This is a genomic window from Rhodococcus ruber, assembly GCF_016804345.1.
In the GTDB taxonomy this organism is placed as follows: Bacteria; Actinomycetota; Actinomycetes; order Mycobacteriales; family Mycobacteriaceae; genus Rhodococcus; species Rhodococcus ruber.
The window spans coordinates 2,432,676-2,451,448 of sequence record NZ_CP044211.1 but is presented as its reverse complement, the minus strand read 5'-3'; the positions used below and the strand labels follow the sequence as shown (position 1 = coordinate 2,451,448).

Annotated in this window: 18 protein-coding genes and 1 pseudogene; 7 read left to right on the top strand and 12 right to left on the bottom strand. The window is 70.6% G+C overall.

Translation table 11 applies throughout. From position 1 onward, the window contains the following. Positions 1-52: 52 nt before the first annotated feature. The 3 genes from F1734_RS11500 to F1734_RS11490 form a co-directional block, all read right to left on the bottom strand. A complete protein-coding gene (locus tag F1734_RS11500) occupies positions 53-679 on the bottom strand; it encodes a maleylpyruvate isomerase N-terminal domain-containing protein (protein ID WP_010592815.1) in 627 nt (208 codons plus the stop codon). 17 nt (positions 680-696) lie between these two features. Further along, positions 697-1,113 (bottom strand): toxin-antitoxin system YwqK family antitoxin, encoded by a 417-nt coding sequence (locus F1734_RS11495; RefSeq protein WP_017680513.1) that lies wholly within the window; start codon positions 1,111-1,113, stop codon positions 697-699. Between the two features lie 125 nt (positions 1,114-1,238). Continuing rightward, the gene (locus F1734_RS11490; protein WP_010592817.1) at positions 1,239-1,853 is read right to left on the bottom strand and encodes a GNAT family N-acetyltransferase; all 615 of its coding nucleotides are present in this window, start codon (positions 1,851-1,853) and stop codon (positions 1,239-1,241) included. Positions 1,854-2,002: 149 nt separating this feature from the next. Here F1734_RS11490 and F1734_RS11485 point away from each other — a divergent pair, with 149 nt between their 5' ends. Further along, positions 2,003-3,193, top strand: a complete 1,191-nt coding sequence (locus F1734_RS11485) for an NAD(P)/FAD-dependent oxidoreductase (protein ID WP_010592818.1) — start codon at positions 2,003-2,005, stop codon at positions 3,191-3,193. A gap of 97 nt (positions 3,194-3,290) precedes the next feature. After that, positions 3,291-5,301, top strand: a pseudogene (locus F1734_RS11480) (SpoIIE family protein phosphatase). A gap of 41 nt (positions 5,302-5,342) precedes the next feature. Here the strand turns inward: F1734_RS11480 and F1734_RS11475 are convergent. From F1734_RS11475 to F1734_RS11440, 8 genes are all read right to left on the bottom strand, one after another. Further along, positions 5,343-5,582 (bottom strand): WhiB family transcriptional regulator, encoded by a 240-nt coding sequence (locus F1734_RS11475; protein ID WP_017680511.1) that lies wholly within the window; start codon positions 5,580-5,582, stop codon positions 5,343-5,345. Between the two features lie 377 nt (positions 5,583-5,959). Then, the gene (locus tag F1734_RS11470; RefSeq protein WP_140188525.1) at positions 5,960-7,126 is read right to left on the bottom strand and encodes a lycopene cyclase family protein; all 1,167 of its coding nucleotides are present in this window, start codon (positions 7,124-7,126) and stop codon (positions 5,960-5,962) included. A gap of 70 nt (positions 7,127-7,196) precedes the next feature. After that, positions 7,197-8,204 carry a heme-dependent oxidative N-demethylase family protein gene (locus tag F1734_RS11465; protein ID WP_059174747.1) on the bottom strand — a complete coding sequence of 336 codons (1,008 nt, stop codon included), beginning with the start codon at positions 8,202-8,204 and terminating at the stop codon, positions 7,197-7,199. 24 nt (positions 8,205-8,228) lie between these two features. Further along, positions 8,229-8,705, bottom strand: coding sequence for a dimethylamine monooxygenase subunit DmmA family protein (locus F1734_RS11460; RefSeq protein WP_010592822.1), 477 nt, complete (start codon positions 8,703-8,705; stop codon positions 8,229-8,231). Then, on the bottom strand, positions 8,702-9,709 hold the full coding sequence (locus tag F1734_RS11455; RefSeq protein ID WP_017680509.1) for a heme-dependent oxidative N-demethylase family protein: 1,008 nt from the start codon (positions 9,707-9,709) through the stop codon (positions 8,702-8,704). The genes F1734_RS11460 and F1734_RS11455 overlap by 4 nt, the downstream gene beginning before the upstream one ends. After that, positions 9,706-10,701 (bottom strand): PDR/VanB family oxidoreductase, encoded by a 996-nt coding sequence (locus tag F1734_RS11450; RefSeq protein ID WP_203011696.1) that lies wholly within the window; start codon positions 10,699-10,701, stop codon positions 9,706-9,708. The genes F1734_RS11455 and F1734_RS11450 overlap by 4 nt, the downstream gene beginning before the upstream one ends. Further along, on the bottom strand, positions 10,701-11,213 hold the full coding sequence (locus F1734_RS11445; RefSeq protein ID WP_225222742.1) for a 50S ribosomal protein L32: 513 nt from the start codon (positions 11,211-11,213) through the stop codon (positions 10,701-10,703). The genes F1734_RS11450 and F1734_RS11445 overlap by 1 nt, the downstream gene beginning before the upstream one ends. 10 nt (positions 11,214-11,223) lie before the next feature. Next, the gene (locus tag F1734_RS11440) at positions 11,224-11,601 is read right to left on the bottom strand and encodes a cupin domain-containing protein (protein ID WP_006937276.1); all 378 of its coding nucleotides are present in this window, start codon (positions 11,599-11,601) and stop codon (positions 11,224-11,226) included. A 301-nt stretch (positions 11,602-11,902) separates the two neighbouring features. Between F1734_RS11440 and glnT the strand changes: the two genes are divergently transcribed. The 5 genes from glnT to F1734_RS11415 all read left to right on the top strand — a co-directional run bounded on the left by glnT (position 11,903) and on the right by F1734_RS11415 (position 17,153). Then, positions 11,903-13,279, top strand: coding sequence for a type III glutamate--ammonia ligase (gene glnT, locus F1734_RS11435; RefSeq protein WP_010592825.1), 1,377 nt, complete (start codon positions 11,903-11,905; stop codon positions 13,277-13,279). 56 nt (positions 13,280-13,335) lie between these two features. Then, positions 13,336-14,223 carry a class II glutamine amidotransferase domain-containing protein gene (locus tag F1734_RS11430; protein ID WP_006937281.1) on the top strand — a complete coding sequence of 296 codons (888 nt, stop codon included), beginning with the start codon at positions 13,336-13,338 and terminating at the stop codon, positions 14,221-14,223. A gap of 101 nt (positions 14,224-14,324) precedes the next feature. Continuing rightward, a complete protein-coding gene (locus F1734_RS11425) occupies positions 14,325-15,011 on the top strand; it encodes a GltB/FmdC/FwdC-like GXGXG domain-containing protein (RefSeq protein WP_029539893.1) in 687 nt (228 codons plus the stop codon). Between the two features lie 34 nt (positions 15,012-15,045). Beyond that, positions 15,046-16,371, top strand: a complete 1,326-nt coding sequence (locus F1734_RS11420; RefSeq protein WP_006937284.1) for an FMN-binding glutamate synthase family protein — start codon at positions 15,046-15,048, stop codon at positions 16,369-16,371. A gap of 134 nt (positions 16,372-16,505) precedes the next feature. After that, positions 16,506-17,153, top strand: a complete 648-nt coding sequence (locus F1734_RS11415) for a helix-turn-helix domain-containing protein (RefSeq protein ID WP_010592827.1) — start codon at positions 16,506-16,508, stop codon at positions 17,151-17,153. Positions 17,154-17,319: 166 nt separating this feature from the next. Here the strand turns inward: F1734_RS11415 and F1734_RS11410 are convergent, their stop codons facing one another. Next, positions 17,320-18,672 carry an ammonium transporter gene (locus F1734_RS11410; protein WP_010592828.1) on the bottom strand — a complete coding sequence of 451 codons (1,353 nt, stop codon included), beginning with the start codon at positions 18,670-18,672 and terminating at the stop codon, positions 17,320-17,322. Positions 18,673-18,773: the final 101 nt, after the last annotated feature.

Sequence of the window (18,773 nt, the reverse complement as noted above, 5' to 3'; positions counted from 1 at the left end):
GGCGCTGCCCCCACGGTCGGACTCCTGGCGCCGCGTCACATGCGCGGTTGCCTCATCGCATCACCGGCAGGATCCGCGCGCCCGACCGGCCCGATGCCGCTTCGATGAAGTCCCGCGCGTCCGGGACGGCGGCGAGCACGTTGCGGGTGCGTTCGAGTGCCTCCGATTCGGGCGGCGGTCCGCCGACCGTGTCGACGACGTCGAGCAGGTGGACGGTCGTTTCGAGGATGGCCAGGTCGAGGAGTGCGCCGAGCGTCACCGAGCCCAGCAGAGGGTGTGGGACGACGGTCTCACGATCGAGGCCGGTCAGGCGATCGAACGCCTGCGGCAGTTCGACGGCGAATCGCTCGACGAGCGTCTCCCGGCCGGCGTCGGTGGCGGCGTGGCGGACCATCTCGGCGATCCGTCGGTGCATCGGTTCGGCGGCGACCGGGTCGGCGTTGAAGACGCGGAGCATCTCCGCGGCGCTGGTGACCTTTGCCGTGCCCTCGGGCGCGGGGTCGGCGATCAGGGCGATCAGGGCGTCGGGTGCGACGTGGACGTACAGGTCCCGAACGGTCCAGCCCGGCAGCCGGGTCGGGGCCGTCCACTGCTCGTCGCTCAATGCCCGGGCCCGTTCGGCCCAGGAGCGCCACAGCCGGATCAGCAGGGCTCGATCCCGGTCGAAGGTCGATGTCACCGCTCCCCCTCGTTCGGTCACCCGCGCGGCGGCCTCGGCCGGTGGGTGGTCGTCTTCCTGATGCTCCCGTCGGTGTCGTAGTAGGTCCACTCACCGGTCTTCCTGCCGTGCTCCCAGTGTCCGCTGTCGACGAGTGTCCCCGCCGCCGTCCAGCGTTCCCAGTAGCCGTGCTTGTCACCGTGGGCGAACCCGCCGCGCTGCAGCAGACCACCGGTGGCGCGGTACCAGGTCCAGGGACCGTGCAGGACGCCGCGGTCGTAACCACCCTCGGAACGTAGCGCCCCACCGGCGGAGAAGTGCCGCCACGTTCCGTGACGCTCGCCGTCGACGTAGGTGCCCACCATCAGCCCGCCGTGCGGGTCGGGCTCCGCCCATTCGCCGGTCTTGCGGCCGTGACCGTCCACGGCGTTCGGGCGCTCGAGGGGCGCGCTCACGTCGTGCCCCCGACCCGGGCCGGGGCTTCGCATACGCCGCTCGGTCCTGTGGCTGTCCGCGAGACATCACTCACAGATACCGACTATATGCAAGCAACTGCTTGCATATCAAGGGATCGGCCGATTCATCGCGTCACGGGTTCGCGCCACATCTTCCACAGGGTCGGCCCTCCGTTCGGGACGGCGATCTCGCCGGTGACCCGGAACCCGAACCGCTCGTAGTAGGAGATGTTCTTCTCCTTGCTCGATTCGAGATACGCGGGCATCCCGTCGGCGTCACAGCGGTCCAGCCGCGACCGCAGCAGGGCCTTCCCGAAACCTCCGCCACGCGCCGCGTTTCCGGTTCCGATGGCGGAGAGGTACCAGTGCGGCTCGGCCGGATGCGCCTCGTCGAGCGCGCCGTCGACCTCGGCGCCGACGCGGGCCCGGCGCCCGAGCGCGCGGATCATCCCCGCAGTGACCAGCACGGACCGCCACCCCGGGGCTTTCCAGCGACCCGGCGGCGCCCACATGGTCGCGCCTCCGGCGGAACCGTCCGGCCCCTCGGCGAGCTCGAGTCCGCCGTGCGACAGCAGATGATGCTGCGCCTCGGCGGCGAACATGCGTGGCAGACCTCGGCGCCGGCGCTCGTCGTCGGGCCACATCCACATCATCACCGGATCGTCGAAGAACGCGTCGGCGAGGGTGCGGGCGAAGACCGGTATGTCCCGTCGGGTGGCCGGGCGGACGACAGGGGTCATGCGGACGAGGCTACCGGCCTCGACGGAGCATCGTTGCCGCCCAGCAGGTTTTACGTCGTTGTCACACAGCGAGAACCGCGCGTGTTTCGTTTTATGCAACACTGTTTCCCTGTAAGAAACAACCGAAGTGCGAGCTGTGAGGAAATGCGATGACCGAAACCGCGAACATCGTCATCGTCGGCGGCGGACTCGAGGGCCTGGCTGCGGCCTGGTCCCTCGCCGAGCGCGGCGAAACGGATGTCCTCGTCCTGGAACGCGGGACGATGTGTTCCGGCATGACCGGCAAGTCCAGCGGCATCGTCCGCTGCCACTACGGCGTTCCGTCGCTGGCCGCGATGGCCTGGCACGGCGTGCAGGTGTTCTCCGAAGCCGAGGAGATCTTCGGGGCCGACATCGGCTTCCGGCAGACCGGATACGTCGTCGGCGTCGGGCCCCAGAACACCGCCCCGCTCGCCGCGAACGTCGAGATGCACCGGGCCCTCGGAGTGCCCGTCGAGACGATCGACGCCGGCGAGGTCCGCCGCCTGCTACCGGGGATAGCCCTCGATCCCTTCGCGGCCTTCGCGTACGAGCCCCTCGGCGGCCACGGCGACGCCTACATGACCGGAATGGCCTACGGCACCCGCGCCCGAGCCCTCGGCGTGCGAGTGCGCCAGGGCACCCCCGTCGCCTCCCTCCTGCAGCGCGAGGGCGGCGAGGTCTACGGGGTGCGGCTCGCGGACGGCTCCGAAATCCACGCGGGCACCGTCGTGCTCGCAACCGGCGTGTGGTCACCGGCACTCGGCGCGACCGCCGGCGTGGACCTCCCGATCCGGGCCCAGCGGGAACAACTCCTGCTCGTCGACCAGGGCGAACCCACCCCCGACATCCCCACCTTCTCCGACCTGGTGAACCTCCAGTACATCCGCCGCGAGCCCAACGGAGAGCTGCTGGTGGGCAACAGCGATCACTCCGCGCCGGAGTGGGCGGACCCGGACGACTACGCCAATCGCGCCGACGACCCGTTCGTGGAAACCGCCGTCGCGAAGCTCGACCGGTTGCTGCCGGCCATGCCCGATCCGCGGCTCGCCTCGTCGTACGCGGGATGCTACGACACCACACCCGACTACAACCCGATCATCGGCCCGTCCCCGGCGCCGGGACTGTTCCTGCTCGTGGGCTTCAGCGGCCACGGTTACAAGATCTCCCCTGCCGTGGGCCGGCTCGCCGCCGACCTCCTGCTCGACGGCATCAGCAGCGACCCCGCCGTGGACGGCACCGACTTCCGGTACTCGCGCTTCGCCGAAGGCAAGCCCCTCGCCAGCCTGAACCCGTACGTCGGGGCCGGGGAGATGCGCTGACGAAACGAACCGCCGGACACGCCGCTGTACCGAGGCCCGGGCGGGGTATAGAACAGAAGGTGAGGCTTCGGCGCGGAAACCGGAGAAGGTACACGTCATGCCGGACGACGAGGATCTGTTCTCGGCCACGGGAGAGCCGGACACGGTTCTCCGCGTGTTCGAGGCGCTGCCGTTCGCACTCGGAGCGTGGCAGGGACACGACCACGTGTACGTCGCGACCAACGCCGCCTACCGTGCGCTGCTCGGACGGGGCGATCTCCTGGGCCGGCCGGTGCGCGAGGCCGTCCCGGAACTCGAGGGTCAGCAGTTCTTCGAGCTGCTCGACCGGGTGGCGGCGACCGGCGTCGCCGAGACCGCCAAGGAATGGCGCATGCAGATCGACACCGACGGCAGCGGCGTGGTCCGCGAGCGCTACTTCGACTTCACCGTCGCCCCCTGCCGCGACCCCGGCTGCGGCGTCGCCGGACTGCTCTTCTTCGCCTCCGACGTGACCGACAGTGTCCTGGCGCGGCACGTCGCCGAGGCCCGGGCCCAGCTGATGTCGGAGAAGTACGAACAGGCCCGCGACGCGGTGACGGTGATGCAGCAGACCCTGCTGGCGCCGTCCGTTCCGGTCGTGCCGGGAGCCGAGGTGGCGGCGGCCTACCTGGTCGCCGCGGAGGACACGGCCGCCGGCGGTGACTGGTTCGACGCGTTGGCCCTCCCCGGCGGCGAGCTCGCGCTCATCACCGGAGACGTCGTCGGGCACGGCGTCGAGGCCGCCGCCGTGATGGGACAACTCCGGGCGGTTCTGCGCCAGCAGATCCTCGCGGGTGCAGACGTCGCCGGCGCCCTGTCCACGCTCGACGCCTTCTCGGCGCACGTCCCCGGCGCCCGCACCGCGACGGTGTGTGTCGCCGTCCTCGACACCGGAAGCGGCCGAGTCCGCTACTGCACGGGCGGGCATCCCCCGCCGCTGGTGGCGAGCCCGGTCGGGACGGTCCGCTACCTGCCTCCCTCGGGCGCGACGCCGATCGGAACCGGCTCGACGTTCCCCGTCGCCACCGACGCCCTCGCCACCGGCGACGTCGTGCTGCTCTACACGGACGGATTGATCGAGCGTCCCGGCCGGCCGCCCCCGGCGAGCACCGCCGAACTCGCCGAGCGGGCGGCTCTGAGCGTGGCCGGCCGCTCGTTCCCGATCCCGGACACACGCGCCCGGACGGTGGATCGGGTGTGCGGGGAGGTCCTCGAATTCCTGCTTCGGGAAACCGGATACAGCGACGACGTGACCATCGTCGCGGCTCAGCGGACGGCGATGCCGGATCCCCTGCACGTGCACCTGCACGCCGACCGGGAGGCGCCGAAGGCGGCGCGGTCGGCGCTGTGGCAGTGGCTCGTGCGTATCGGGGCCGACCATGCGGGGACCGTGGCCGTCGAACACGCGGTCTCCGAACTGGTGTCCAACGTCGTCGAGCACGCCTATCCCGGCACCGACGCCGAGCACAGCCCGGTCGAGATCGGCGGAGTTCTCGACGCCGACGGCTGCCTCCGGATCCGCGTACGGGACCGGGGCCGCTGGAAGACCCCCGCGACAACCCCGGAGTCCCACCGGTTGACGGACAGCCGCGGCCGCGGACTGACGATGGTCCGGCTCTTCGCCGACGATCTCCGCATCGACTGCGACGACACGGGCACGACTGCGACGGTCACGTTCCGGCTCACCCGGAGCGCCCGCGTCGTCACCGAGTTCACCGACGGCGCGATCGTCGGCCGTCCCGAGTCCTCGCGCGACTTCGCCGTCGACGAGACCGCACCCGGCCGCCTCGCGGTGCGGGGCGATGTCGACATCGACACCGCCCCCATCCTCAAGGGTCACCTCGACGTGGCGTCACGCGGCGGAACACTCTCGGTGACAGTGGATCTGAGCGAGGTCACCCATCTCGGCTCCGCCGGGGTCTCGTTGCTCTCGACGGCCCGTGAGCGTGCGGCCGGGCAGCACACCGCCGTGACCCTGGTGGCGCCGCCGGGCACCACCGCGCACCACGTGCTCACCCTGGTCGGACTCCACGGCCGGGCCGCACCCCGCGGGTGGCATCGCCGAACCCTCAGGCGACCCGGAGACGTGAACCCGGCACCGACGAAATGTCGATGCCGGGCGAAATCCTCGTCAGCTCGCGATCTTCCGTCTCCGGGACTGCACGTACTTCTCCCGCTCGGCGACCGACATCCCACCCCACACCCCGTAGGGTTCGCCCATCGTGAGCGCGTGCTCGCGGCACTGCTCGATGACCGGGCACCGATGGCACATCTCCTTGGCCTTCGACTCCCGCTGGTAACGCGCTCGGCCCCGTTCACCGTCGGGCGAGAAGAACACCGAGGAGTCGACACCGCGGCACAAGCCCTGCATCTGCCAGTTCCAGACATCGACGGTCGGCCGGAGGGGGTGAGGTGACAATGGCACGGGGCTCTCCTTGACAGCAGGCTCGCACGCAGTGCGAGCGGACCGGACGAAAGTCTGCGACCTTTCGTTCACTTCGATCCACGCGCCGCGACCCCCGCGAAGGGCCGGGTCTCGGTTCGTCGATCTCATGGACCGGGGAGTACCCCACGCCGCCGGAATTCATGCCAACAGAAAGAGAGATTTGTCGAAGATCCACGAAACTGGGGGCCGGACCGACCGCCCGCCCGGTCCCCGACCCGCATACCGCCTGTTCGCGGGGCGACGCGGCGGTGCCCTCCTCGGACCCGGACCCGCGTCCGGTCGCGCGGAGCCGCCGGGGACGGTCAGCGGCCGGCCATCGCCCGGAGCAGTGGGGCGGCGGGCAGCGACGCGAAGAGCGCCGCCTCGTCGCGCCACGACGACTCCTCGTCGAGGAACCGCAGGATCGGCTCCGCGGAGGACCGGTCGAACAGGCCCGCGAAGGCGCGCTCGAGCACGGCGGGCCGCTCGACGACGGCCCGCAACAGCCCCTGGTCGTACCGGGCGAACCGGGACGGGGCAGGGCGCACGTCGAAAGGATGCCCGTGCCGGGCGAGCGACCGCGCGAGGGCCTCACTGTCGCGCTGGATCCGCTGATAGGCATATCCGCTGCTGCCCTTGAGCATCCCGCCCGCGGCGCCGATCCGCACGATGTTGCCGCGGCGCCGCGCGGGCGGCTGTGAGGCCAACGGCATCCGCGCGGACTCGTCCGCCTCGACCACGTAGGCGTCCTCGTCGGCGCCGAGCACCGTCGCCAGGTACTCCCGGAGTGCCTCGTCGTGGACGGCGGTGCCGACGGGCCCGGCGTCGGGACGCGCGAAACACGTGTGCTCGACGAGGGCGCGACGGTCGTCGGTGGGCAGCACGTACACGAAGGACGCGGCCCGGCCCTGATCGGTGCGGAAGTCGAACAGGGTGGGGACGCCGGGATCGAACAGGGGTGCATCGGCGCGGATCCGCCACCCCCGGAAGTCCAGCCACGCATCGGGGCCCGTCCCGTCGCGCGGGTCACCGCTGTCGGGGCCGCGGCCGTCGAAGACCCACTCGGGGTGCAGTTCCGTGCCGTCGGACAGGCCGACGCGCGGACGGGCCCCGTCGTGCACCCGCGTCACATGCCCGGTGCGGAACCCGATGTCGCCGACTGCATCCGTGATCTCGTCGACCACCGGCACCAGATCGGCGCCGCGGACGACGCCGTACCGGTACCGGCCGAGACCGAGGGTGCGGGACCGTCCGCCGACGTGAACCCGGATCCGGGCGAACCGCGCGGAGACGGCGGCGTCGAGGAGTCCGGGCCGGCGGGACCAGAACGCCCATCCGGCTTCTCGGATGTCGCGGGCGCCGTCGTCGACGAGCACCACCGGACCGGGTCGCGCCGGGGCGGTGGCGAGATGGGCCGCCAGCGACAGCCCGCTCAGGCCCGCCCCCAGGACGGCGATACCGCCGTCGACCGGTTCGTTCCAGGCTCGCACGCTCGACCCTCCCCTCGCCGGAGCCGTCTCCTTCGTCACCGTACCGGCCACCGGGCACGGTCGTGCGGTCCTACGCGGCGTAGGTCCGTGTCCGTTCCCGCAGCCAGGCCATCGCCGGCCTGCGGTAGGAGTCGATGCCCTTGTACGCGGCGATCTCGCCGGGCAGCTCCTCGACGATGTCGGCGAGCTGTTCGGCCCACACCGGGACCTGCGCGATCTCCTCGAGCGGCGCCATGTAGGTGCGGATGTTGAACACGAGCGTTCCTGTCATGGGCAGCCGGATCAGGTGCTCGAGTTCGATGCGCAGCTGGATGCGGCCCCAGTCGCGGTCGGCGACGAGCCGTGGCATGTCGTCCATCCAGTCGGGCATCGTCTCGAGACTGGTGTCCCGCCGCCGCGAGCCGACCGCGGAGAAGGTCCAGTTCACCCGCCGGTACGGCCGCTCGGTCGTGAGCCGGCGCATGAACTGCTCGGCGCGGTCGGTCACCCCGTTCGAGGTCAGGCCGGGTACGGGACGGTGTATCTCGTGCAGGCTCATGCCGATGTCGAACTTGACGGACCAGTCGGCGGACGACGTGACCAGCGCCGCGTCGAACCACAGGTGCCCGTCGCGCTCGGTCACCAGCAGCACGTCGTCGGGCAGCTGGCATCCGATGAAGACCAGCGGGTGTTCCGGCAGGGTGGACAGATCGCCGAGCGCGAACCGCTGATCGATCCCGAGAAGGTCGTTGCGCCAGCGATACCCCTCGTTCTCGACGTCGAGATGCATGACGTCGGGGAAGGAGGCCGTCATGTCCCGCATGTAGTAGAGCATCAGATCCCAGCAGGCCGGCGTCATGTGGGGCAGCATCTGCACGCGGCCGGGGTCGGCCGCGAGGATCGCGCGACGCAACCGCATCATCTCGACGTACTCGGCGGGGCTCTTGCCGAGGTCGACGATGTGCTCGCCCCAGGCCCCGGCGGCGGTCTCGGTGCGGCGCGGCGCCGGTTCGACGTTCACGGCGTAACGGAACGTCCTGTCGCCCTCGGGGAAAGGCCACGGCAGGCAGGACAGGTCGCTGGCGACGGAGGTGGTCACGAAGGTTCCTTTCCGGATGGCGGGTCAGGCCACGGCGCCGAGGTAGGTGCCGTGATGTCCCGACAGATGAGGACGGATCTCGAGGTCCAGGCCGCACGAACCGCAGGCGACGACCGCCCCGGGAGCGGCGTCGACGGACTGGGTGGTGGCGCAGTGCGGGCAGAACAGCGACACTCCGTCGGCGGCGGTGACGTAGGTGGTCGTCTCACACGGCAGCAGGCCGGCGGTGCGCGCCGCAGCCGTCGCTGCCATCGCTTCCCGCCGCGGTCCGGCGATCAGCACGCGGGTACCGGCGCGAGCCTCGCGCACGAGCCGCGCCACCTCCGCAGCGCTCGCGTCCGGAACCACGGTGGCGACGCGGCCGGCGGCGAGCGCCTGCGCCGCCCAGGCCGTCACCGCGGCCCGCGCGTCGGCGCAGTCGCCGAGGCTGAACAGCAGGTGGATGCGCCCGCCCGGATCGATCGGGGGCACCGCACCGGTGACGAATCCCGAGTTCTTCACGGCCGCACACCTCCGAACTCGCGCAACCACTTCAGACCGGGTTCGCGGGTGCGCGTGATGCCCTTGTAGTCGGCCATGTCCTCGGGCAGTTCCTCGAGCACCCGGTAGAGCCGGTCGGCCCATTCCGGCACCAGCGCGATCTCCTCGAAGGGCAGCAGGTAGGTGCGGATGAGGAACATGATCGCGCCGGACGCGCCGAGACGGATCAGGTGCTGCACCTCGACCCGCAGGTGCAGGCGACGGCCGACGTCGTCGAGTGGGCCCTCGGCGAGCAGGCGCCGATCGCGTCCCCATTCGGGATACGTCTCGGTGGCCGTGTCGAGCCGGCGGTCCACGGTGAGGGTCCAGTTGGTGCGCCGATACCGTTGCCCGGCGTGCAGTCCCATGAGGAAGGACTGGGCGCGGGTGATCACCCCTTCGGCGTGGATGCGGGGCACGGGACCGTGGATCTGCAGGAAGCTCATCCCGACGTCGAAGCGCAGCGACCAGTCCGCGGCGAACGTCACCAGGCCCGCGTCACCCCACAGGGCGCCGTCGCGCTGATCGAGCAGCACGACGTCCTCCTGGATCTGCCGGCCGATGTACAGCAGCGGCGGCTCGGGCAGGGTGGCGGACTGCCCGTAGACGAACGCCTGCTCGAGGTCGAGGGCGCGGTTGCTCCACCGCCGGACGGTGCCGTCACGGTCGAGCGCGAACGTCTGCGGGTATGCCTCGGCCAGCATCTTCATGAGGGTGAGCATCGCGTCCCACTGCGCGACCTCCATGTGCCCGAGCGCCTGGAAGCGGCTCGGGTCGGCGTCGAGCACGCGCCGTCGTTCGGCGAGGTCGTCGAGAAGGAAGCCGTCCATGTCGACCGGGTGCTCGCCCCAGCCGCCGGCCGCCGTGTCCGCGCGGGTCCCGGCCGGCTCGACGTTGGTGCTGTACCGGTAGGTGTCCCGCGGGAAGGGGAACGGGAACCGCGCGACGCGTTCCGGGAGCACCTCGAATTCGGTTGCGGCAGTCACAGGTCCAGCTCCAATCGCTCGCCGCCGGCGCGGGAGACGCACGGCATCATGCAGTCGCCGGCGTGCTTCTCCGCGTCGGTCAGGTACAGGTCGCGGTGCTCGATCGCGCCGTCCGCCACCGGGATCCGGCACTCGCCGCACACCCCCTGCCGGCACAGGTTGGGCACCGGTACCCCGCGCGCCTCGAGCGCTTCGAGCAGGCTCACGCCGGAGTTCACGGCGATGTCGACCCCGGTGCGGCGCAGATGCGCGGTGAACGGGGTTCCGGGCTCGAGGTCGCCGACACCGAAGTGCTCGTAGTGGATGCGGGCGTCCGGCCAGCCCGCGCCGCGGGCGCGACGGGTGAGTTCGTCGATGAGACCGGAGGGCCCGCACACGTACAGGTGGGTGCCGAGCGGCTGATCGAGCAGGGCCGGGCCGAGTGCGGCCCAGAACTCTTCGGGGGTGTGGTAGGTGTGCAGGCGGTCTCCGCACAGTTCGCGCAACTCGCCGAGGTGCGGGCCGTCGCCCTCGCGGAAGGTGTAGTGGACCTCGAAGGAGCGGCCCCACTCAGCGGCGGCGCGGGCGTGCGAGAGGATGGGTGTGACGCCGATACCGCCGGCCACGAGCATGTGGTGACGCGCGGTGAGGATCGGCGCGAAGGCACTTCGGGGCCTGCTGACCTCCACGACGTCCCCGACCTCGAGGGCGTGGATCCAGCGGGAGCCGCCCCGGCCGGTCTCGTCGAGCCGCACGGAGATCGAGTAGCTCTGCGGTTCGAGCTCCGGACCGGTCAGGGAGTAGGAGTTGCGGCGGGGCCGGCCGTCGTCGTGGGCGCCGCAGGAGAGCACGACGTGGCTGCCCGGGGTGAACGACGGCAGCGGCGCACCGGTGGGGTCGACGAACCGCACGTGCCGCACTCCGGTGGCGACGGTGGTCACCTCGGCGACGGTGAGGGCGAGGGTCGCGTCGCTGCGCCGGACGGCCGTTCCGGCATCGGATACGAGGGTCATCAGCTTTCCTCCGCGTCGAGCTGGTAGCCGAGATATGCGCCGTGGTGGCGCGAAACGTGGTGGTACACGACGAGTTCCGCCGAACACGCGGGGCACGTGCTGGTCTGCCCGATCGCGGCGGTGGCGTCGTGGGTGTGTCGGCAGTGGGCGCAGTACACCGTGCGCGTGTCCGTGGTCAGCACCTCGGGCAGGATCTCGTCGTCGAGCGCCCCCGCGGCGACGGCCACGGCCCGGGCGGCGAGGACGGCGGCCTCGTCGCCCACCAGCACGAGCCGCCAGCCGACGCGGGCCGCGGAGAGCTGGCGCTGCAGCACCTCCGCGGCCGCGTCGCCCCAGGTGGCGGGCGCCCGTAGCCAGCTCACTCGCCGGCCTTCGAAGGAGGTCACCAGGCGGCGGGCGTGGTCGGTGGCGGCGTCGCCGAACGACAGGACGGTGACCGTCCTGCCGCCGTCGGCCACGGTCCGCTCCTCGTCCCAGCGCGGCACGCTGGTGGTCTCCATACAGACGCTCATGGCCGGATCCTTACGGCGCGAACGTGCGCTGGCCGACGTAGAACGCCAGGGCGCCGTGGGGGGTGGTGAAGCGGATCCGCGAGCCCTTGGGGAAGAAGATCGCGTCCTTGGCGCGGGCGATCTCCACCTGGCCGGTATCCAGGTTCTCCAGGCGGAACTCCCCTTCGAGGACGACCTTCATCTCGTCGTACTCGTACAGATAGTCCAGCGGGGCGTCGGTGTGCGCGAGCTTGAAGTAGCCCGCGGCCATCTCCGACCCCTCGGGGTTGGGATAGACGTCGTCGATGAAGCCCTCGGTGCCCGGGAATTCCTCGGTGGACATCTGGGGCAGGGTCTTCCAGAAGTCGGCGGTGACGCGGAATGCGGGAACCGTGGTGGTTTCTGCCATGAGTGCTCCTAGGAACGAGGCCGGCTGCACCGGCCGTGGGCGGGAGGACGGAACGTCGATCGCTGACGTGAAACAGACAGTAATGAGATGAAACGCACCGACGGTTGCCGACGCGTTAACGCGTGTAACCGAATCCTCTCAGCGTCAGGAACATTCGTTTCTCCCCCGAGCGGCACGGGCCGAGTCGGACCGTCACCACAAACTCACGGCGGCGTAACACGCCCGTCATGCATGCTATGTTTCATTGCATTCGACAGCGATTCACCTTATGAAACTTCGCAGCCGAACCCCAGGAGTCCCCATGACGCTCGAAGCCACCGACCTCCCCGTGATGCGTCTGCCCTCCACGGACGCCCCCGCCGATGCCGCCGGCTCCGCCGATCTCGCCGCACTCGCCCGCGCCACCGACACCCGCTTCATCCTCGCGGTGTTCACTAACCTCGCCGGCAAGCCCTGCGCCAAGCTCGTCCCGGTCGAGGCGGTCGACGAGCTGCAGTCCGACGGGGTCGGCTTCGCGGGCTACGCCGCCGGAGCCATGGGTCAGGTCCCCAGGGATCCCGACCTCGTCGCTATCCCGGATCCCACCTCCTTCACGCCGATCCCGTTCGTGCGCCCGGGCCTTGCGCTGGTGCACTGTGATCCCCACGTCGAGGGCAAGCCCTGGCCCTACGCCCCGCGGGTGATCCTGAAGGAGGTTCTCGGCAAGGCGGCCGAACGGGGCCTGTCCGTCAAGGTCGGCGCCGAGATCGAGTACTTCCTCGTCCAGCGCGACGAGGACGGGACGCTGCGCACCGCCGACGTGCTCGACACCTCCCGGCAGCCCTGCTACGACGCCCGTGACGTCACCCGCATGTACGAGCACCTGACCTCGATCTCCGCGGCGATGAACTCCCTCGGCTGGGGCAACTACGCCAACGACCACGAGGACGGCAACGGGCAGTTCGAGCAGAACTTCCAGTACGCCGACGCGATGACCACCGCCGACCGCGTCGTCACCCTGCGCTACCTGATCTCGGTGCTCGCCGAGCAGCGCGGCATGACCGCGACCTTCATGCCCAAGCCGTTCGCCGACCGCACCGGCTCGGGCATGCACATGCACCTGTCGCTGTGGCGGGAGGACGGCTCCGCCTTCCCCGACGCCGAGGACCCCCGCGGTCTCGGCCTGTCCGAGACCGCCTACGCGTTCATCGCCGGCATCCTCGACCATGCCTGCGCCCTGCAGGGCGTGATCGCCCCGACCGTCAACTCCTACAAGCGGACCGGCGCCACCGCGACCAGCTCCGGCGCGACGTGGTCGCCGCGGCACGCCACCTACGGCGGCAACGACCGCACCCACTACCTCCGCGTTCCGGACGGCAACCGCGTCGAGCTGCGCGGCGGGGACGGCTCCGCCAACCCGTACCTCGCTGCCGCCGCGACCGTCGCGGCGGGCCTCGACGGCATCGACCGCAAGCTCGATCCCGGCGCACCCGGCGGCACCCCGAACTCGGAGACGCTGCCGATGACCCTGCTGCACGCGATGGACGCGCTCACCGCCGACCCCGTCGTCACCGGCGCCCTCGACGCCGCCGGCCCGGGCGTCGCCGAGTACTTCGCCTCCCTCAAGCGGGAGGAGTTCTTCCACTGGCACAACACCGTGACCTCGTGGGAGATCGACAGCTACCTGACCGCCTTCTGACCCGTTCGGTCCGAACGGGCCACCGCGAACGACGACCTGTAAAGGAGAGACGACCCATGTGCGGAATCGTCGGGCTTCACCTGCGTGACGCCTCCCTCGCCCCCCGGCTGGGTGGCCTGCTGACCGGCATGCTCGGCCAGATGGTCGACCGGGGACCGGATTCGGCCGGAGTCGCCCTCTACGGCGACCCCACCTTCTCCCCCGCCGGCCACGCGTCGGTGTCCCTGCTCGGCGCCGCCCCGGACGTCGCCGCCACCGCCGGTGCCGCACTCGGCGTGACCGTGACCGCGATCGACCTGGCCCCCACCACCGTGCTCCACGCGCCGGTCCCGGCCCAGTTGCTCGCCGACACCGTCCGCGCCGTCGACCCCGGTGCAACGATCATCGGCTTCGGCGACGACGTGACCGTCCTCAAGGGCATGGGCGATCCGGTGGCGCTGGCCGAGCGCTTCGGGATCCCGGCCGCCTCCGGCTGGCAGGGCGTCGGCCACACCCGCATGGCCACCGAATCGGCCGTCACCGCCGCCGGCTCGCACCCGTTCGCCGTCGGCCCGGACCAGTGCCTGGTGCACAACGGCTCGTTCTCCAACCACCTGTCGGTCAAGCGCGAACTCGAGGCCGAGGGTGTGGCATTCGACAGCGAGAACGACACCGAGGTCGGGGCACGGTTCGTCGCCAAGCACCTCGCCGAGGGCGCCGACCTGGAGAAGGCCCTGCGTTTGCTCGGGGAGCGCTTCGACGGGTTCTACACCCTCCTCGTGTCGACGTCCGACTCGTTCGCCGTCGTACGCGACCCGATCGCCTGCAAGCCGGCGATCGTCGCCGAGACCGACGCGTACGTCGCGATGGCCTCCGAGTTCCGGGCCCTCGCCGGCCTGCCCGGCATCGCGGACGCTCACATCTTCGAGCCCGAGCCGGAGCGGGTCTACGTATGGCACCGCTGACCAGCACCGACGCTTCCCCCATCTCTTCGACGCCGGAGACGACCATGCCTGCCGAGACCCTGCCTTCCGAGACCCTGCCCACCGACACGCTTCCCGCCGACATGCTTCCCGCCGGCACGACGTACGACCTCGACGTCACCACCACGCGCGAACTCAACGCCGCACTGCAGGCCACCGAAGCCCCGGCCGCGGTGACCGTGACCAATCCCCAGGGCAAGCACGCCCTCGCGTGCGGGCTCGACCGGCCGATCGACGTGCGCATCGAAGGCCACGTCGGCTACTACGCCGCCGGGATGAACAAGCATGCGACCGTCACCGTCGCGGGCAACGCCGGGGTCGGGGTCGCCGAGAACATGATGTCGGGCACCGTGCGCGTCACCGGGGACGCCTCCCAGTCCGCCGGCGCCACGGCCCACGGCGGGCTGCTGGTGATCGAGGGCAATGCCGCCGCCCGCTGCGGCATCTCCATGAAGGGCGTCGACATCGTCGTCGGCGGCAGCATCGGCCACATGAGCGCCTTCATGGGACAGGCCGGACGGCTCGTCGTCCTCGGCGACGCCGGCGAGGCCCTCGGCGATTCGTTGTACGAGGCGCGCATCTACGTCCGCGGCACCGTCGCCTCCCTCGGTGCGGACTGCGTCAAGAAGGAGATGCGGCCCGAGCACCTCGAGGAACTGCGCGAACTCCTCCGGGCGGCCGGCTTCGACGCCGACCCCGCCGAGTTCACCCGCTACGGCTCCGCCCGCGGGCTCTACCACTTCCACGTCGACAACGCCTCGGCGTACTGATCGCACCGCCCGCACCGCATCCCAGGAGACTCCCATGACCTTCCAGCCCGGACTTCGTGAGTCGGCCACCTTCGACCGCAACGTCATCCACGAGATCCAGCGTGCCGCCGAGACCGGCATCTACGACATCCGCGGATGGGGCGCCAAGCGCAAGCTTCCGCACTTCGACGACCTGCTGTTCCTCGGCGCGTCGATGTCGCGGTACCCGCTCGAGGGTTACCGCGAGAAGTGCGAGACCGACGTGGTCCTCGGCGACCGGCACGCGAAGTACCCGCTGCACCTCGACATCCCGGTCACCATCGCCGGCATGAGCTTCGGGGCGCTGTCCGGGCGGGCGAAGGAGGCTCTCGGGCGCGGCGCCAGCGAGGTCGGCACGTCCACCACCACCGGCGACGGCGGCATGACGCCGGAGGAACGCGGTCAGTCCAAGCACCTCGTCTACCAGTACCTGCCGTCGCGCTACGGGATGAACCCCGACGACCTGCGCAAGGCCGACGCGATCGAGGTCGTCCTCGGCCAGGGCGCCAAGCCCGGCGGCGGCGGCATGCTGCTCGGGCAGAAGATCACCGAGCGCGTCGCCGGAATGCGCACCCTGCCCGTCGGTATCGACCAGCGCAGCGCGTGCCGGCACCCCGACTGGACCGGCCCGGACGACCTCGCCGTCAAGATCATCGAACTGCGCGAGATCACCGGGTGGGAGAAGCCGATCTACGTCAAGGTCGGCGCGACCCGCACCTACTACGACGTCAAGCTCGCCGTGAAGGCCGGGGCCGACGTCGTCGTGGTCGACGGCATGCAGGGTGGCACGGCCGCCACGCAGGACGTGTTCATCGAGCACGTCGGCATTCCCACCCTCGCCGCGATCCCCCAGGCCGTGCAGGCGCTGCAGGAGATGGGAATGCACCGCACCCCCGGTGGCGTGCAGCTCGTCGTCTCCGGCGGCATCCGGTCCGGCGCCGACGTCGCCAAGGCCATGGCCCTCGGCGCGGACGCCGTCGCCATCGGCACCGCGGCGCTGATCGCGTTGGGCGACAACAACCCCCGGTACCAGGCGGAGTACGAGAAGCTCGGCTCGGCCGCCGGGTTCTACGACGACTTCCAGGACGGCAAGGACCCCGCCGGCATCACCACGCAGGATCCGGACCTGCAGGCCCGGTTCGATCCGGTCGAGGGCGGCCGCCGCCTCGCGAACTACCTGCGCGTGCTCACCATGGAGGCCCAGACCATCGCACGCGCCTGCGGCAAGTCGCACCTGCGCAACCTCGAGCCGCAGGACCTCGTGGCCCTGACCATCGAGTCGGCCGCCATGGCGCGGGTGCCACTGGCCGGCACCAACTGGGTGCCCGGCCAGGGCTTCTGAGCCGCTGCCCGCCTTCCACCGAGCGAATGTGCCTTACCGTCGGCCTGTCCGACGGTAAGGCACATTCGCTCGTTCCGTGTGCCTGCCCCTCGCACGATCGTCCACTGTCGGGAAACAGCACGTACAGTGAGGACATGAGCAGCCCCGAGCGCCCCGTACTGTACGACGCGCCGGGCCGGGAGGTCCCGCGGGACACCCCGACCGGGGTGGACCTGGAACGCGCCATCGCACAGGAGGTCCGCAAGTTGCGGATCGCCAGCGGGCTCTCCGTGGGCGACATGGCCGCGAAGGTGGGCATCTCCAAGGCGATGCTGTCGAAGATCGAGAACGCCCAGACGTCGTGCAGCCTCTCGACCCTCGCCCGCCTGGCCGCAGGTCTCGACGTACCGGTGACGTCGCTGTTCCGCGGCGCCGACGCGCAGCGCGAGGCGGTGTTCGTCAGGGCCGGCCAGGGCGCGGAGATCGTCGGCCGCGGCACCCGCGTCGGACACCACTACGAGTTGCTCGGCACGCTGCGGGGCCAGCACAAGCGGCTCGAGCCCGTGCTGGTGACGCTCACCGACGCGAGCGAGGTCTTCCCGCTGTTCCAGCATCCGGGGACCGAGCTGCTCTACATGCTCGAGGGCGAGATGGTCTACGGGCACGGCGAATCCGAGTACCGGCTCCAACCCGGCGACGCCCTGCTGCTCGACGGCGAGGGCATCCACGGGCCGAACGAGCTCGTCACCCTGCCCATCCGGTTCCTCGCGGTCACCGCGTACCCGGACAAACACCAGGACTGATCCCGCTCTCCACCACGAGCGGGGGGTTTCCGCGTCGAGAGGGACACCGCCGCGGTGCATCGCGGGTGCAGGCAGCGGTAACCGCCCCCTCGTCGCGAGAATCTCCCGCTCGACGACGAACGAGGCCCCCGCCGTAGCGGGGGCCTCACCCGTTGTCGGTCCTCGGTCAGAGCTTCTCGGCTGCCGCCTTGGACGTGAGTGCCGTCGCCGCCTCCGCGACCGACGCCGCCTCCGTACGGGACGTGCCGGTGAAGCCCACCGCGTCGAGCACGTACGCGGTTTCGCCGTGCACGACGACGTCGAGGCCTTCGTATTCGGTCTCCGGGTCGACGCGCAGGCCCATGACCAGGTCCAGACCCTTGGCGATGATCCAGGTGACCGCGAAGGAATAGGCCAGCACCGCGAGCACGGCGACGGTCTGGGTGCCCAGCAGACCGAATCCGCCGCCGTAGAAGAGCCCGGTGGCACCGCTCGGCGCCGCCGGCACGGCCAGGAATCCGATGAGAATCGTGCCCAGGACACCGCCGACGAGGTGGATGCCCACGACGTCGAGCGCGTCGTCGTAGCCCAGGCGGAACTTCAACGAGATCGCGAAGCAGCACAGCGCGCCGGCCAGGGCGCCGACGACGAGCGCGCCGATCGGCGAGACGGCCCCGCAGGCCGGGGTGATCGCGACGAGGGCGGCGATGAGGCCGGACGCCGCACCGAGGGTGGTGGCGTGGCCCTCCCGCAACCTTTCGACGATCAGCCAGCCACAGATGCCGGCGCACGCCGCGGCGAGGGTGTTGAGCACCACGACGGAGGCGCTGTTGTTCGCGGCGAGCGCGGAACCGCCGTTGAAGCCGAACCAGCCGAAGAACAGGATGCCGGCACCGAGAACGGTCAGCGGAAGGCTGTGCGGCCGAGGCGGATTGAGGAACGAGCGGCGCTTGCCGAGCACGAGGATCACCGCGAGAGCCGCGATGCCGGCGTTGATGTGCACGGCGGTGCCGCCGGCGAAGTCGACCGCGCCGAGGGTGTTGGCGATCCACCCGCCGACGACGGACCCGTCCTCCGAGTCGAACGCGAACACCCAGTGCGCGACGGGGAAGTACACCAGCACTGCCCACAGCCCGGCGAACACCATCCAGGCCGAGAACTTCATGCGGTCCGCAAGGGCGCCGCACACGAGGGCGACGGTGATGCCTGCGAACAGCAGCTGGAATCCTGCTATCAGGGCCGGGGGCAGCCCCGGTTCGGCCGGCGCCGCGAGCAGCTGGCCGAGCCCGAGATACTCGAGCGGGTTGCCGAGCAGTCCGGCACCGCCGAGCGAGTCTCCGAGCACGGCCGAGTAGCCGAACAGCACCCACAGGACTCCGACCAGTGCGAATCCTGCGAACGTCATCATGATCATGTTGAGCGTGCTGCGGACGCTCACCATGCCGCCGTAGAACAGCGCGAGCCCGGGAACCATCAGCGAGACCGCCGTGAAGGCCGCGAGAATCCAGGCGGTATCGGCGGCAGCGATTGCCTCTTCCATAGGTGTCCACCTTGTCCAGTCCCGAGGGATCGCCCCTCGTCCGTGTCGCGGTGACTGTCTTATGTTGTTAATCACCGTCACCTGAGAGTGAACTCGCTGTG